Origin of the sequence: Coprococcus sp. AM14-16 (assembly GCF_003434675.1) — a bacterium.
Taxonomy (GTDB): domain Bacteria; phylum Bacillota; class Clostridia; order Lachnospirales; family Lachnospiraceae; genus Coprococcus; species Coprococcus aceti.
In genome coordinates, this window is record NZ_QTLL01000002.1 from 819,571 (window position 1) to 835,842 (window position 16,272).

General features: G+C 45.4%; 13 protein-coding genes. All 13 read left to right on the forward strand.

Features of this window, described 5'->3' with window-relative positions; genetic code table 11:
* Positions 1 to 6: 6 nt before the first annotated feature.
* The 13 genes from DW159_RS09685 (at position 7) to DW159_RS09745 (ending at position 16,249) form a co-directional block, all read left to right on the forward strand.
* Positions 7 to 1,074, forward strand: a complete 1,068-nt coding sequence (locus DW159_RS09685; RefSeq protein WP_117550340.1) for a SufB/SufD family protein — start codon at positions 7 to 9, stop codon at positions 1,072 to 1,074.
* Positions 1,055 to 2,272: an aminotransferase class V-fold PLP-dependent enzyme gene (locus DW159_RS09690; protein WP_117550342.1), complete on the forward strand. Its 1,218-nt coding sequence runs from the start codon at positions 1,055 to 1,057 to the stop codon at positions 2,270 to 2,272. The genes DW159_RS09685 and DW159_RS09690 overlap by 20 nt, the downstream gene beginning before the upstream one ends.
* On the forward strand, positions 2,262 to 2,702 hold the full coding sequence (gene sufU / locus DW159_RS09695) for a Fe-S cluster assembly sulfur transfer protein SufU (RefSeq protein ID WP_117550344.1): 441 nt from the start codon (positions 2,262 to 2,264) through the stop codon (positions 2,700 to 2,702). The genes DW159_RS09690 and sufU overlap by 11 nt, the downstream gene beginning before the upstream one ends.
* Before the next feature lie 165 nt (positions 2,703 to 2,867).
* The gene (locus DW159_RS09700; RefSeq protein WP_330410615.1) at positions 2,868 to 3,980 is read left to right on the forward strand and encodes a sensor histidine kinase; all 1,113 of its coding nucleotides are present in this window, start codon (positions 2,868 to 2,870) and stop codon (positions 3,978 to 3,980) included.
* Positions 3,970 to 4,698: a response regulator transcription factor gene (locus DW159_RS09705; RefSeq protein ID WP_117550346.1), complete on the forward strand. Its 729-nt coding sequence runs from the start codon at positions 3,970 to 3,972 to the stop codon at positions 4,696 to 4,698. Before DW159_RS09700 ends, DW159_RS09705 begins: the two co-directional genes overlap by 11 nt.
* An 80-nt stretch (positions 4,699 to 4,778) precedes the next feature.
* Positions 4,779 to 7,289: an Ig-like domain-containing protein gene (locus DW159_RS09710; RefSeq protein WP_117550348.1), complete on the forward strand. Its 2,511-nt coding sequence runs from the start codon at positions 4,779 to 4,781 to the stop codon at positions 7,287 to 7,289.
* 138 nt (positions 7,290 to 7,427) lie between these two features.
* Entirely contained in the window at positions 7,428 to 9,902 is a 2,475-nt protein-coding gene (locus tag DW159_RS09715) for an Ig-like domain-containing protein (RefSeq protein WP_117550350.1), read from the forward strand.
* A gap of 335 nt (positions 9,903 to 10,237) precedes the next feature.
* Positions 10,238 to 10,861, forward strand: coding sequence for a GDSL-type esterase/lipase family protein (locus tag DW159_RS09720; RefSeq protein WP_055145420.1), 624 nt, complete (start codon positions 10,238 to 10,240; stop codon positions 10,859 to 10,861).
* A 99-nt stretch (positions 10,862 to 10,960) separates the two neighbouring features.
* Positions 10,961 to 11,893 (forward strand): cysteine synthase A, encoded by a 933-nt coding sequence (gene cysK, locus DW159_RS09725; protein ID WP_117550352.1) that lies wholly within the window; start codon positions 10,961 to 10,963, stop codon positions 11,891 to 11,893.
* 241 nt (positions 11,894 to 12,134) lie between these two features.
* A complete protein-coding gene (locus tag DW159_RS09730) occupies positions 12,135 to 13,145 on the forward strand; it encodes a sulfate ABC transporter substrate-binding protein (RefSeq protein WP_117550589.1) in 1,011 nt (336 codons plus the stop codon).
* 18 nt (positions 13,146 to 13,163) lie between these two features.
* Entirely contained in the window at positions 13,164 to 14,033 is an 870-nt protein-coding gene (gene cysT, locus DW159_RS09735; RefSeq protein ID WP_117550354.1) for a sulfate ABC transporter permease subunit CysT, read from the forward strand.
* A 110-nt stretch (positions 14,034 to 14,143) separates the two neighbouring features.
* Positions 14,144 to 15,016, forward strand: a complete 873-nt coding sequence (locus DW159_RS09740) for a sulfate ABC transporter permease (RefSeq protein WP_004851742.1) — start codon at positions 14,144 to 14,146, stop codon at positions 15,014 to 15,016.
* 171 nt (positions 15,017 to 15,187) lie between these two features.
* Complete coding sequence (locus DW159_RS09745; RefSeq protein WP_117550356.1) at positions 15,188 to 16,249, forward strand: ABC transporter ATP-binding protein; 1,062 nt, start codon at positions 15,188 to 15,190, stop codon at positions 16,247 to 16,249.
* The last annotated feature ends 23 nt before the right edge of the window (positions 16,250 to 16,272 follow it).

Below are 16,272 nucleotides of genomic sequence, written 5' to 3' on the forward strand. Positions count from 1 at the left end.
GGTGACATGGAGAACAATAACGAGATGAAGATCAACAAGCTCCCGGCAAAGACATGGTACTGGCTTCGCATGAACGACACAGCACTTAACTGGAATCCGGACATGGCGGGATGCAGTGTGAAGATAGATGGCGGCAAGGAAGCTGATAAGCAGGCTTCTGATTTCGATGGAATAGAGACTGGTGCAGGAAGAGATGCGGACGTACTCTTCGCACAGCGGGCAGCAGGAAGTGTACTCGTTGCGGACGAGACCAATAAAGGTCAGACAGTGCACGTGCTGATAAATGGAACCGGGGCAAATGGCAGCAGCGGTTATGCTTACGTGCAGGCAGATGCAGGTTCAGACATGACAGTCATAGAGACATTTGGCGAGAATGCGGAGGGCGGCAGTCTGGCATTCCGTACGCGTTTTAATATAGAGAAGGACGCACACATACGTCTTGTACAGATATTTATGCAGGATGAGAACACGACCATACTCAACGACGTGGGAAGTGAGTGTGCGAAGAATGGGCAGCTAGATGTGCTTCAGATATTTATCGGCAAGGGCAATCTGTACAACGGCGTGAGAACTGAGCTCATTGGTAAGCGTGCTTCAACCAACATGGATATAGGTTACCTTGGCCAGAAGAAGCAGGTCATAGATATCAACCTTGTGGTTAACCATATAGGCAAGAAGACCAACTGCAACATACAGGTGGATGGAACACTTAAGGATGCTGCGGAGAAGATATTCAGAGGTTCGATAGATTTCAAGACAGGTTCATCGGATTCGAAGGGCGCTGAGACGGAGAATGTACTGCTGCTCGGTGATGATGTGGTGAATAAGACTATACCACTCATCCTCTGTGCAGAGGAGAACGTGGAGGGCTCACATGGAGCGACCATCGGTGAGCTTGACGAGGACACTTTATTCTACTTCGCGTCAAGGGGAATAGACATGGAGACAGCCGAGGACATGATGACCAAGGGCAAGATGGAGGTCCTCTACCGCAAGATCCAGGACGAGAACACAGAGAAGCTGGTGGAGAAGCAGCTTGCGGAGGTAATGGAATATGACAGACAGGAATTATAGAGAGGATTTTCCTCTGTTGAGAAACAATGACACAGCTTATATAGACAATGCGGCCACAGCGCAGAAGCCACAGGTGGTCATAGACGCTGAGAGAGAGTTCTATGAGAAGAGCAATGCGAATCCACTCAGAGGATTCTATCCGCTCAGCCTTGAGGCGACAGAGAAGTATGAGAGTGCCAGAAAGGTAGTCAGGGACTTCATTCACGCTGACTCTGAGAAGGAGATAATCTTCACCAGGAATACCACAGAGAGCCTTAACCTTGTGGCATACAGCTACGCGCTGAATAACCTTAAGGCTGGTGACGAGATAGCAGTTACGATCATGGAGCACCACAGCAACATGCTTCCATGGCAGATGGCGGCCAGAGTCACAGGTGCAACTCTCAGATATCTCGACTGCGAGAAGGATGGAACGCTGACTGACGAGACCATCAATGCGGGAATCAACGAGCACACAAAGCTGCTTGCTGTCGGACATGTGTCAAATGTCCTCGGATGTGTGAATCCGGTCAGAAAGATGGCTGACAGGGCGCACAGCTTTGGCGCGGTTGTCGTTGTCGATGGCGCACAGAGTACACCGCATATGGCTATAGATGTGCATGAGCTTGGCGCTGATTTCTTTGCATTTTCAGGCCACAAGCTGATGGGACCTATGGGAATAGGAGTGTTATACGGAAGACAGGAACTGCTTGACGCGATGCCTCCATTTATGTCAGGTGGAGAGATGATAGATTCGGTTTCAAGAGATGGTGCGGTATATGCGGAATTGCCTCACAAGTTTGAGGCTGGTACAGTCAATGCGGCAGGAGCTGCGGGACTTGCGGCTGCTATAGGCTACATCAAAGAGGTTGGGTTTGACTATATAGAAAAGAGAGAGCTGGAGCTCACGACCCGTGCCATGGAGGGACTTGCAAAGCTTCCTCACGTACATGTCATCGGTTCAGATAAGCCGGAGAACCACACCGGAATAGTGGCGTTCACCATAGACAATGTACATCCGCATGATGTCAGCGAGATCATGGCTGCGGATGGAATAGATGTGAGGGCTGGACATCACTGCGCACAGCCACTGCTTGTACACCTTGGCGTGTACAATACGACAAGAGCGAGCTTTATGTTCTACAATACGGATGAAGAAGTTGATGCATTTGTGGAGAGTGTCGCAAATGTGAGAAGGAGAATGGGATATGCAGAATAATATTCAAAACAGGAATTTTTATAATGAGATCCTTACAGAGCACAATATGAGACCTGAATTCAAATATGATCTTCCTGCAGCAAATGTTGTGCTGGAGGGCGTAAATCCCAACTGCGGTGATGACATCTGGCTCAAGCTTAAGGTTGAGAACGGAGTCATCGAGGACGGATCATTTGTGGGAGACGGATGCGCCATATCGCAGGCTTCGGCAGATATAATGCTTGGAATGATCATAGGAAAGACTAAGGAAGAGGCTCTGGAGCTTGGACAGCTCTTTCTTAAGATGATACAGGGAGAGGCTACAGATGAAGAGATAGATCAGCTTGAGGAGGCGTCTGCGCTTAAGGATATAGCGCATATGCCGGCCAGAGTAAAGTGTGCGGTCCTCGGATGGCACACCCTTGAGGAAGCGTTGAAGAATATATCATAAGGGTGGATTCCTTATGATATATTCTTTATCTGCATCTTAACTATAGGCATGATATACTTCACTTGAATGTGTGAAAGCGGGCGCCGCTGGTAAGATCTATGTCGTTTGTGACATGAGGTGTACTGGTGGCGCTTTCTTTAAAATAATCCAAAGGGATTGATACATATGAAAAAAATAAATATACAAAAAAGCATAAATAATACGGAGTGTAAATGTAAGGATGTTATAAAAAATGTGCTGTTGATGCTGGTTGTGATAGCCATAGGGGTTGGACTGTGTCTGATAATAAAGACAACATTTACTACAGACATATTGATACCGGCCGTTATGGTGTTTTCGGTATTTTTGATATCGGTGTTTACTGACGGGTATGTATATGGAATACTGGCATCTATAGTCAGTGTGATAATAGTGAATTTTGCATTTACATTTCCGTATTTCAAGATAGATTTCCTTATACCTGAAAATATCACATCGGCGATAATCATGATAGCCATAGCGTTTATCACCTGTGGATTTACAAGCAAGATAAAGTATCAGGAAATGCTCAAGAAAGAGAGTGAGATGGAGAAAATGAGAGCGAACCTGCTCAGGGCGGTATCCCACGATTTCAGGACTCCGCTCACAACTATATATGGTGCGAGCTCGGCCCTCATAGAGAACGGAAGGGAGTTCACGGATGAACAGAGGGAGAAGATGCTCAGGGGAATACAACAGGACTCCCAGTGGCTTTACCGTATGGTTGAGAATCTGTTGTCCATCACCAGACTGGATGGTGATATCAAACTTATAAAGACGCCCATAGCACTGGATGAACTTATAGATTCTGTGCTCATCAAATTTGCAAAGAGATATCCTGATCAGGAGGTGGAAGTCAATCTGCCCGATGAGCTGGTCATCATACCGATGGATGCCATTCTCATAGAACAGGTTATCATAAATATCCTCGAGAATGCAGTACAGCATGCGGAGGGAATGAAGAATCTGGCATTGAATGTGAAATGCGATGGCGACAGGGTTGTGTTTGAGATCCAGGATGATGGCGATGGAATACCGGAGGATAGGTTGAAACACCTGTTTGATGGCAGTCTTTTAGGAGACAGCTCCAATGAGGTGTCCGCGGACTGCAGGCAGAGAAAGAATGCCGGAATAGGTCTGTCGGTATGTGCGACTATCATAAAAGCACATGGCGGAGATATAAGCGCATACAATTCCGTGGAAGGCGGTGCAGTATTCAGATTTACATTGAAGATAGAGGAGGTTACGGATGAGCAATAACAAATATAAAGTCCTGATAATAGAAGATGAGCAGAATATCAATAATCTGCTGGATACTTTAATGCAGGCAAATGGCTATCAGACGATCATAGCCACATCCTGCGGAAGCGGTCTTATGATGTATGCGTCCCACAGACCTGACATAGTGATACTTGATCTGGGACTTCCAGATAAGGATGGAATAGCATTTCTCACGGAGATAAGAAAGACGGATTTCACGCCGGTCATAGTGCTCTCGGCGAGATCTGATGAGAAGGATAAGGTGGAGGCGCTCAACCTGGGGGCAAATGATTATGTGACCAAGCCGTTTGGCTCTGAGGAGCTGGTTGCCAGGGTCAGATCTGCACTCCGCACAGTGCTTTACCAAGCACATGACAGTGAACTGCCGACAGGGAAATTCCAGACTGGGGATTTGCTCATAGACTATGAGGCCAGACGAGTGTTCATAGGGGATGAGGAGATCAAGCTGACTCAGACTGAGTACAACATAGTCGATCTTCTGTCCAGACATCCGGGCAAGATGCTTACATACAGTTTCATCGTAAAAGAGGTATGGGGCTACAATGACATGGGAAGCACCAAGAGACTTCAGGTAAATATGGCGAATATAAGAAAGAAGTTCGGAGTGAAGCCGGGCAAGAAGAGCTTTATCATCAACGAGCTGGGAGTCGGGTACAGGATGTGCGATGACAGCGAAAAACTCATTGATAGTATTTGATTGTAGATTAATAAAATAAAGTCCGCTATACTGATTTTATGAAGTATAGCGGATTTTATTATTAAATCAGGAGGAGTGTTATGAAAGGGTACAGAAAAATCATGAAGGTTGTGGCGGTCATTCTTGCATTTGCACTGATATTTTCAGGTGTGAATGTTCCGGGAACTGCGCTGGCAGCTACAACGGCGGCTACGGTAAAAAACACGGTTGTAAAGAGCATCACTGTGAGCAATCTGCCAGCCGGCACACTTACGCTCAAGGCGGGAAAGTCATTTGCTCTTAAGACAAATGTGGCGGCGAAAGAGCTGAAATTCGTAACCAGCAACAGAAGGATAGCAACCGTGACAACTGCGGGAGTAATCAAAGCAGGAAATGTAAAAAATGGGACAGCTAAGATTACAATGTCGCTGAAGGCTGATCCTAAGGTAAAGAAGGTTATTACGGTAACTGCAGGACAGCCTGTCACGAGTGTAAAGCTTACTAAAAGCAAGCTGACGCTGGTAAAAGGAAAAAGTGCTGTGGTAAAGGCTTCTGTTGGAACAAGCAAGGCAAGCAATAAGAAGGTCGTATGGAAGAGCAGCAATATAAAGGTTGCTAAGGTTAATTCCAGAGGACGGATAACAGCAGCCGGAGGCGGTTCGGCAGTCATCACAGCAGTAGCTGCAGATGGTTCCGGCAAGAAGGCGAGCTGTAAGGTATCAGTCAAGGCGTATGTAACTTCTATAAAGTTCAAAAAGGGCAGCGGTAAGATGTATGTGGGAAAAACAGAACAGTTAAACCCAGTCATTGCACCGGCAGATGCAACAAACAAGAAGTGTACCTGGAAGTCTTCGAATGATAAGGTCGCTATGGTAAGTTCATCCGGACTCGTTGTGGCTGTTGGCGCTGGAACCACAGTGATTACAGCAACAACTACAGACGGAACAAAAAAGACAGTAAAATATAAGCTGACAGTTCTAAATGCTGTGAAGATTGCTTCGGCGCAGGTGGATAACAGGCAGACAATAAATGTTACATTGTCATCTGCACAGAAGCTGACAGCATCAAATTTTGCTGTTAAAGTAAAGACCACATTAAATGGCGGCATATACAACAAGAGCATTCCGATTGAAAGTGTGTCTACAGGAGACAATAAAAAATACACGATCAGGTTTAACAAGGAGAACAGGCTTTCATCTTCGGACAGAATATGTGTGTACGTAAGTGGACTTACAGGAACAGGAACCGGTAAGGTGGAGACATATTATTCTGACGGAAAGTATAATAAGACATATTATGAAGCCAGAGCAATTGAGCAGAATGCGAATGTGAATACAGACGTTAATTTATCTGGCAGTGGCTACCTCAAGGTTTCTGTAAAGGACGTTCCGGCTGGAATGAGGTATACAATAGGTGGAATGCGTTCCAACTGTATTACTTTCACAGGGAAAATAACCAAGTCTGGCACATCAGTCACGACAATTACAGCAGTTGATGAGTATGGTAATACAATGACAACTATCGTAACATGGTGTGTATACAACAGCTCCGTGATATCAGCTTATTACAGCCCAAGGTATTATCGCACTCGTGGTGAAAGTGGAGCGGCTGTGCATGTAGCTGCTGATATAAATTCTGTAGCTGGTGGCTCAGGAAATTATATCTATGATATAGTTGGCAATACTTATGGTCTTGATATTTATAGTAATGGTAAATTGGAGGGTTACATCAATAAGGCTGGTACTTATAATATAAAAGTCAGGATAACGGATTCCGATAATGCCGGAGTCAGCACAACTGTAGACTGTGTGATAAATGTTGCACAGGGAATTACAGTATCGGGATATATCAGGGATGTGGCAGGAGAAGTATTGTCAAATGCATATATTATATTTACGAATAGGGACAAATCCACAGAGTATACATATTACTGTTATTCTGATGTAAAAAGAGATGGATCGTATTCTGTAGATATTGTTCCTGGGACATATGATATAGCGATATATTCGGGTTCGGACACAACATACATATATTCACAGCGGTTTACCGGAAACATTTCGGGAAGAAATTATTCGTCGGATGTAAAAAAGATATCCGTTAGATCAAAAAATAACGGATATAATATAGAGAATATCGGCACATGGTATGACGAGGATGGCAACAGCGTTGGAGCTGGTGCATACGTTTATCTGGCGCCTGGTACTTACAGACTTACAGGTCGCGGGGTTGCTTTAGCCGGAACTATAACCGCAACGATAAACCGCAAGACTTCATATGTTGTAGCAGATATTAAGACAGACTATGAGGAGATTGGTGATAGAACCTCTATAAATGCATCAGTGGGAACATACTATAGATTTGTTCCAAAGATGACGGCAGCATACTATATCTATTCAAGTTCTGGATCGGATAATAATCCATATGGACATCTTTATGATGCAGATGGAGAAGTGCTTACAATTAATGATGATGACAAGCAGGAGCATATCAGCACAGGAAATGACCACGATTTCTATATGTCATATAACTGTGAAGCAGGAAAAGTCTACTATATTAATGTTACACGAAACAGCAGTATGGTATATATAACCACAGAGTATCCTGGAAATTAAGAGGATACCCGTACGTCTTTTTATGTGGGTATGAATAATGCTCAATAGCATGTGCGAGATTGACAAGCATAATATATAATTTATAATATATGATATGGTGTATTAAAAGGTAATGTTACATAAAAAAGGAGGAAATTTATGAAAAAAGGGAACAGGTTTATGGCGGTCATTGCGGTGATCCTTGCATTTGCATTGACATTTACAGGTGTCAGCATTCCGGCAAATGCGGCGGCCACATCAACCGTCAAGAGTATCACGGTGAAGAATCTTCCAAGTAATACTCTTACACTCAAGGCGGGGAAAACATTTACACTGAAGACAAATACGACTTCAGGCAATCTGAAATTCTCAACAAGCAATAAAAAGATCGTGACAGTATCTTCTGCAGGCAAGATAAAAGCAGTGAAAAAGGGTAGTGCAAATATCACGATCTCTCTCAAGTCAAATGCGAAGATCAAGAAGGTGGTGAAGGTCACAGTCGGACAGCCGGCCACAAGAGTCAAGGTGAACAAATCTGCGTTGACGATCAAGAAGGGCAGGTCGGCAGTGATAAAGGCGACAGTAGGACCTAACACAACCAGCAATAAGAAGGTTATCTGGAAGAGTAGCAATTCCAAGATCGCAAAGGTAAGTGCTACAGGCAGGGTCACAGCGGTAAAAGGCGGAAAAGTGACTATCACAGCAGTGGCTGCTGACGGTTCAGGAAAGAAAGCAGTCTGCAAGGTAACAGTAAAGGCACCGATAACATCATTAAAATTCAGCAAAATAAGTGGAAGGCTGTATGTAGGCAAAACGATGCAGCTCAGCCCAGTTATAAAGCCGACAGATGCAACCAATAAGAAATGTGCATGGAGTTCTTCAAATGATAAGGTAGCCATGGTAAATTCTGAAGGAAAAGTATATGCGGTTGCTGCAGGAACAGCAGTGATAACAGCAAAGGCTACAGATGGCACAGGTAAGAAGGCGACATACAAAGTCACAGTTACGAAAGCGAACACCATAGCATCTGCAACTGTCAGTGACCCACAAACTGTGCAGGTTACATTATCGGGAAGTCAGAAACTTCCGGCTTCCAGTTTTGTTGTAAAGGCGAGCACGGTACTGAATGGAACATATAACTATACCATTCCATTGGACGGCGTGACGACAAAGGACAATAAAACCTACACCATAGCGCTGAGAAGAGGATGCTCATTAAGCGATTATGTGAGAGTCTGTGTCTATGTAGATGGACTGTATGGCACAGGTAAGTCAAGTATTGAGACATATTATTCCAAGGATCATTCAAATAGAAGGGTTTATATGACTTATGAACTTGAACAGAATGAGTCATTCAGCAGAGAATTTACAGTGGATCGCGCAAGAGGAATATGTAAAATTACTGTAGACAAGCTCCCTGATGGTGTGAAATATGCAAGAAAAACGAATGGAAGTAACGCGATCAGTTTCAGTGGAACAGTGAGAAAGACAGGAACAACGAAAACAACAATTAAGTCTGTTGATGAGCTGGGGGATATAGTTACATACATAATCACATGGAATGTCAGCAGTTCGTCGGTGATCGCGGCGTATTATATACCTCAATACGGCATGATAGGCACGGATAATAAATATTATTCAGTAAGTGTGAAGCCTACATCTGTCGCAGGCGGTTCAGGGAAATACACTTATAGCATAGACGGGGATGACTATGGCTTGAGTGTTGATATAACAGGAAGGGTCACAGGAAAAATTTATCAGGAGGGAACATATAACCTGAAGGTAAAGATAACGGATGACAACGATACGAAGATCAGCACCACAGTTAACTGTGAGATAAATGCTAAAAAGGCGATCAAGGTTGAGGGGTATGTCAAGGATATAAATGGAAATAACCTGAACGGGGTATCGATCATGTTCTACAATCATGATAAAGCAACTCCTTATCTTGCGTGGAGTGGTGTTACATCAAGAAATTATGGTTCATATTCGATGGATCTGTTCCCTGGTACATACGAAGTAGTAATATCCATAGGAGATGACAGCACATATCTGCATAACCAGAAATTTGACAAGTCTGAGACTGGCAGAAACTTTGTATCAGATGTATTAAAACTTACTGTAAATCCTGACAATGCCAAGTATTCGGTTGATGATATCGGAGAATGGTATGATGAATATGACAGACAATGCGGTACAAATGGGTATGTTTATCTTGTCCCAGGAACATCATATACACTTAAGGCCAAAGGAATGGGTAAGCGAGGCGTGATAACTGCAAAGGTAGACAGAAAGGCAGTTTCAGTCACAGCAAAAATGTCTGAGGATGTGATCGAGATAGGAGATAAAAGCTCATTTTTTGCAGAAGAAAATGGATTTTACAAATTTGTTCCAAAAACTACGGGCACATACTACTTTTATTCAATTTCAACAAGTGATCCATATGGACATTTGTATGATGAGAATAAAAAGAAGCTGGTTGAAAAGGATGATAATAAGCATAATCTGACAACAAATACATATGATTTTTATATGAGTTATAATTGTGTTGCGGGCAAGACATATTATATATCTGTAAGCAGATCGGCGTGTGATGTATATATATCGACTACTAATCCGAAATCGGGTAATTAACTATTGGGGGTAAGTTAAAATAGGGGGGACTGTATGAAAAGGTACAGAAAGATATGGCATTTGTTGCCATGTACACTGTATATATCTTCCGTTTCTCCGTGATCAGGTGAATAAGTTAATTTAAAAATATGGACAGGCTGTCGCCTGACTTATAGATTAAGTCGGGTGACAGCCTTTTTGTATATAAAAACACATAATCCCTATTGACATAGTAGGAAATAAGTTGTATACTCCAACATGTTGACAGATAATTACTACATATCAGATAGGATATATGTGAATTGGCAATGAGATCCATTGGACAGAACGAGGTTCAATAGACGGGAGGTGGACAGATGCAACAGGTGTTGTGCTTTGGAGATTCCAATACATGGGGATACAATCCTGAAAATGGTGAGAGATTTCCCTGGGGGATCAGATGGACCAGTATATTGCAGCAGAAGCTGGCAAATAAAGATATAAGGATCATAGAGGAAGGTCTCTGTGGAAGAACAACAGTGTTCGAGGATCCACTGAGACAGGGAAGAAAGGGCGTGTCGCTGTTCCCTACTCTGCTGGAGACACACAAACCGGAGAATATAGTGATCATGCTTGGAACAAATGACTGTAAGACAGTGTTCTCGGCATCGCCGGATGTGATAGGCAAGGGAATACGGAGACTGCTCATTCAGGCAAAACAGTATTCAGCGGACAGCAGGATACTTCTCGTATCGCCGATACATTTGGGCGAGCAGGTGTGGAAGGATGAATTTGATCCTGAGTTCTCACCGGAGTCCGTTGAGGTGTCAAGGAAACTCACAGATGTGTACAGGAAGATAGCCGATGAGTTTGGCGTGGAATTCCTGGCGGCATCATCCGTGGCGGACAGCAGCGAGGCAGATCAGGAACATATGAATCCGGAGGGCCATGCAGCACTGGCAGGAGCGATAGAGGAAAAGATTTATCAGATGGCCTGTTAAGAATTATATAGAAAATAATGTACAGTATATAAAGATAGTAAAGAATCAAGAAAGAACATAGAGACTTGAAAAAAGTAAAAAAAGAAAGGAAACAAAATCATGGCAAAGATAGCATCACAGTTAACAGAACTTATAGGAAACACTCCACTTCTGGAGCTCACAAATTATGAGAAGGAGCTTGGACTCAAGGCACACATCGTTGCAAAGCTTGAGTATTTCAACCCGCTTGGCTCAGTTAAGGATCGTGTGGCAGCAGCCATGATCGAGCAGGGAATAAAGGATGGCCTCATCAACCAGGAGACAGTCATCATCGAGCCTACATCAGGCAATACAGGAATCGGACTTGCATTTGTATCAGCAGCAAAGGGACTTCACCTGATACTCACCATGCCGGACACCATGAGTGTTGAGCGTAGAAAGATCGTGTCGGCTCTCGGTGCTGAGATTGTGTTAACCCCTGGCAGAGAGGGAATGAAGGGAGCCATCGCCAAGGCAAATGAGCTCAAGGAGCAGTATGGAAATGCATTCATCCCACAACAGTTTGAGAACAAGGCAAATCCTGCTATCCACAAGAAGACAACGGCAGAGGAGATCTGGAGAGATACAGACGGAAAGGTTGATGCATTTGTATCAGCAGTAGGAACAGGCGGAACAGCCACAGGAACAGGAAGCGGACTCAAGGAGCACAATCCAAATGTCAAGCTGATAGCAGTTGAGCCTGCTGATTCACCGGTTCTCTCAGGCGGTGCACCCGGCCCACACAAGATCCAGGGAATCGGCGCCGGATTTATACCTGGCGTCATGGATCTGAGCATCGTGGACGAGATCATCAGGATCCAGAACGATGATGCATTTGACACATCAAGAAAAATAGCAAAGACAGACGGTGTGCTGGTTGGAATATCTGCAGGTGCTGCACTCTATGCGGCAACTGAGCTTGCAAAGAGACCTGAGTACGAGGGCAAGACCATCGTGGTTCTCTTCCCGGATACAGGAGAGAGATACCTCTCAACATCACTGTTTAACCTGTAGACCGCAATAATTGCCTAGAGGTTGTGAACTGTATACAGTATTTGACATATCCAGTCGGGAGCGCTTTCGCTCGACTCAGTCTGCAGCGGTACTAAGGTGCCGCCTAAGGCGCCACCTAAGGACCGGCGACTTCGTATGTCCCTCCTTGGATGATGTCAAAACTGTATAGCAGAAGTTAATATCGTTGCAGCAATTATTGCTCATTGGATGAATTGACCTATTTATGAGAAAGAGAAAAGATATGAGACTTGGGAAAAGAGTATTGCTTCTGTCCATGGTGGCGGTGCTGGCGATAGGTGCTGCCGGCTGTGGCGGGAAGAAGGCCGATGTTACCACAATTACAAATGTTTCGTATGACCCGACGAGGGAGCTGTATGAGCGATACAATGACATGTTCGAACAGTATTACAAAGAGCAGTACGGACAGGACATCAAGGTCATCCAGTCTCATGGAGGCTCCGGCTCACAGGCGAGATCGGTTGTGGAGGGCTGTAATGCGGATGTTGTCACACTGGCACTTGAGCATGACATTGACCTCATATCGGAAAATGGTCTGATAGATAAGGGCTGGATAGACGAATTTAGCAAGGATTCGGCGCCGTACACATCCACAATCGTCTTTCTGGTTAGAAAGGGAAATGACAAGAACATACAGGATTGGAACGATCTGGTGAAGGACGATGTGGAAGTCATAACACCTGATCCGAAGAGTAGCGGCGGGGCCTGCTGGAATTTCCTTGCGGCTCTTGCCTATGCCAGAACTACATACAGCGATGAAGCTGATATATGGCGGTTTATGAAGAAGCTTTATCAGAATGTGTCGGTCATGGATTCAGGAGCCAGAGGTTCAACCACCACATTTGTGGAGAATGGCAAGGGTGATGTGCTTATAGCCTGGGAGAATGAGGCGATAGCAACCCTGAAGGAATACCCGGAGGATTACGAGATAGTTAATCCGTCGGTGAGTATACTGGCTCAGCCGAGTGTGGCGGTTGTCGATGACAACGCAAAGCACAATGGAACAGAGGAGGTCAGCACAGAGTATCTGAAGTACCTGTACAGCGATGACGCTCAGAGGCTTGAGGCCGAGAGCGGATACCGACCGACAAATGAGGAGATACTCGCAGAGTATGCGGATGTGTTTGATTTGGACATCAAGCTGTGGACCATAGATGATTTCGGAGGCTGGGACAAAGCCTATGAGGATTTCTTCGACGACGGAGCAAAGTTTGATGAAATTTACGATTATTAAAATGGATTGGAAGACAAAATGGCAGCAGAGGAAAATGGCAAGAAGGATAAACTTAATAACGCAAAGAAGACCAGAGTTATCCCGGGATATCATCTGACGTTTGGAATAGTCATTGCCATGCTGTCGTTGATAGTTCTGATCCCTTTGGCATCGGTTCTGGTGTCGTCGCTGAAGCTTTCGCCGAGTGAGTTCTGGCATCTGCTTCTGAAGAAGAATGTGCTGAATGCATTTAAGACCAGCATCAGCTATTCGTTCATAGCGGCGGTAGTCAATACAGTGTTTGGCCTGATAATAGCGTGGACACTGGTCAAATACGATTTTCCCGGCAAGAAGATACTGGACGGATTCATAGAGCTTCCATTCTGTCTGCCAACGGCGGTTGCCGGTATCACACTGTCGAGACTTTACAGTGAGGATGGATTCCTTGGAAAGCCGCTTGCGGCTCTTGGAATAGATGTTGCATACACAAAGATCGGACTTACCATCGCCCTTGTATTTGTGGGGATACCATTTGTCATAAGGGCGGTGCAGCCGATACTTGAGAAGATGGACAACCAGTACGAGGAGGCGGCCTACATGCTGGGAGCCACACCGAGAAGAACATTCTTCATGGTCATACTTCCAGAGCTCAGACCGGCACTGCTGACCGGATTCGGATTAGCATTTGCCAGAGGAATCGGAGAGTACGGAAGCGTCATCTACATATCAGGCAACAGCGCGAAGGAGCAGACACAGGTCATATCATACGTGATCATGCAGAAGCTCAGCTACATAGACTATGCCAGCGCAACAGCGATAGCACTGGTGATGCTGGTCATATCATTTGTATTGTTATTTGCGATCAACATAGTACAGCTTAGACAGTCCAGAAGAACAAATTTATTATAACTTTTCATAAGGAGGGGCCCGCGTTAAGCGGGAGGAATCCTTGTGAAGCACGCAGACGCCGCGCGAAGCGCATTTTAATGCGTCTGCTCAATAAGGAGGAGACACGGAAAATGAGCGAGCAGGAAAAGCTGCAGCGCGGCAAGCGCAGGACAAAGATAATACTGATAACCGTGACGGTGCTTTTCATAGTGCTCATGCTGGTGGTTCCACTTATATCGGTGATAACAAGTGCGCTGAAGGAGGGCTTTAAGTTCTACCTGCAGTCCATCACGACAGAGTACGTGATAAGCGCGCTTGGAGTCACACTTATTGCCACAGTCATAGCTGTGGTGGTAAACACATTTTTCGGAATATGTGCGGCATGGTTGCTGACGAAGTTCTCCTTCAAAGGCAAGCAGGTGCTGGCAACATTGATAGACATTCCGTTTTCCATATCACCTGTCATCGTAGGTCTTGCCTACCTCATGACATTTGGAAGACTCGGATGGACGTATCCGGCGATCAGATGGATCAATGATATGCTGGGGACAAACATCAGGATAACATTTGCAGTTCCGGGCGTTGTGCTTGCTACCATATTCGTGACATTCCCATTTGTGTCGAGGGAGCTTATCCCGGTGCTGAACGCCCAGGGCAAGGATGAGGAGGAGGCAGCGGCGCTCATGGGGGCGAAGGGCTTCACGATATTCAGAAGGATAACACTTCCCCAGATGAAATGGGGACTCATATACGGAATAATTCTCTGTACCGCCAGAGCACTCGGCGAGTTCGGTGCGGTAAATGCACTGTCCAAGACAAGGGGCGGGACATTTACACTTCCACTAGAGATCGATGCGCTGTACATGTCGGGAACGGAGGAATCCATCACAGCAGCATTTGCTGTATCGTCCATACTGGTGATCATAGCGGTCATAATATTGTTCCTGAGAAATCTGCTTGAGTACAGAGCGAAGAGGAAACGCGCTTATGAACGAAGTTCATAACTCTCATGCGCGTGACGACCTGCCGCTGAGCGGAGGCGAGGGGGCGATACCCGAGAAGGGTGATATCCGATAAGGGCGAAGTGAGATATTCTGCATATGGGATGGCTTGCAGGAGTTTCGAAAGATAGATCAGGTGCGGAAGAATAAGAGAACAAAAAGGAGGCTGACGACATGTACGTCGAGATGAAAAATATATATAAGAAATATGGAGATTTCCTGGCGTCCAACAATGTCAGCTTTGGTGTGGAGAAGGGCAAGCTGGTGGCGCTTCTGGGTCCGTCGGGAAGCGGAAAAACGACACTTCTCCGAATGATAGCCGGACTTGAAAATCCAAATTCCGGTGACATATACATAGACGGCAGGCGTGTAAATGATATACCGGCTGCGAAGAGAGGAATCGGATTCGTATTTCAGAATTACGCATTGTTCCGTTATATGACGGTATTTGACAATGTGGCATTTGGACTTGAACTCATGAAGGTTCCAAAGAAGGAGATCAAGAAGAGAGTTATGGAGCTTCTGGAGCTTACAGGGCTGTCGGGTATGGAGAAGAGATATCCGAATCAGCTCTCAGGCGGACAACGGCAGAGAGTGGCATTTGCCAGGGCGCTGGCACCGAATCCACAGGTGTTGCTGCTGGACGAGCCATTTGCCGCGATAGATGCAAAGGTAAGAACAGAGCTTAGAACCTGGCTCAAGGAGATGGTTGAAAAGCTTGGCATAACGAGCATATTTGTCACTCACGATCAGGATGAGGCTGTGGAGGTTGCGGATGATATCATCATCACCAACCACGGACAGATAGAGCAGATGGGATCGCCGATGGAGATATACAAGACGCCGTCCACACCGTTTGTGGCACAGTTCATCGGAAGGTCAACTGTTGTGGAGGACTACGAGAAGCTCAAGGGTTTTGACAGGGTGCCGGGAGCGGACAGGGCGGTCATCAGACCGGAGTTCGTAAAGATATCCAAGAGCGGCAGGCTGGATCAGTACCAGAGTGCGGCGGAATCGGGAATAGTCAAGGATGTGCTGTTCCGCGGAAGCCATCTGGACGTCACAGTTGATGTCAACGGTGTGGAGATCGTAGCCGAGAGATCCATGGAGAAGGATGTCGTAAAGCCGGGTGAGCAGGTCCACGTTCTCATCTACAGGCTGTATGTATTTGATGAGAATCAGACATATCTGCTGGAGAACAAGGCAATGCAGGATAACGATGTATTCTACATCTAATTATAAAAGTGATTGGAGAGAAA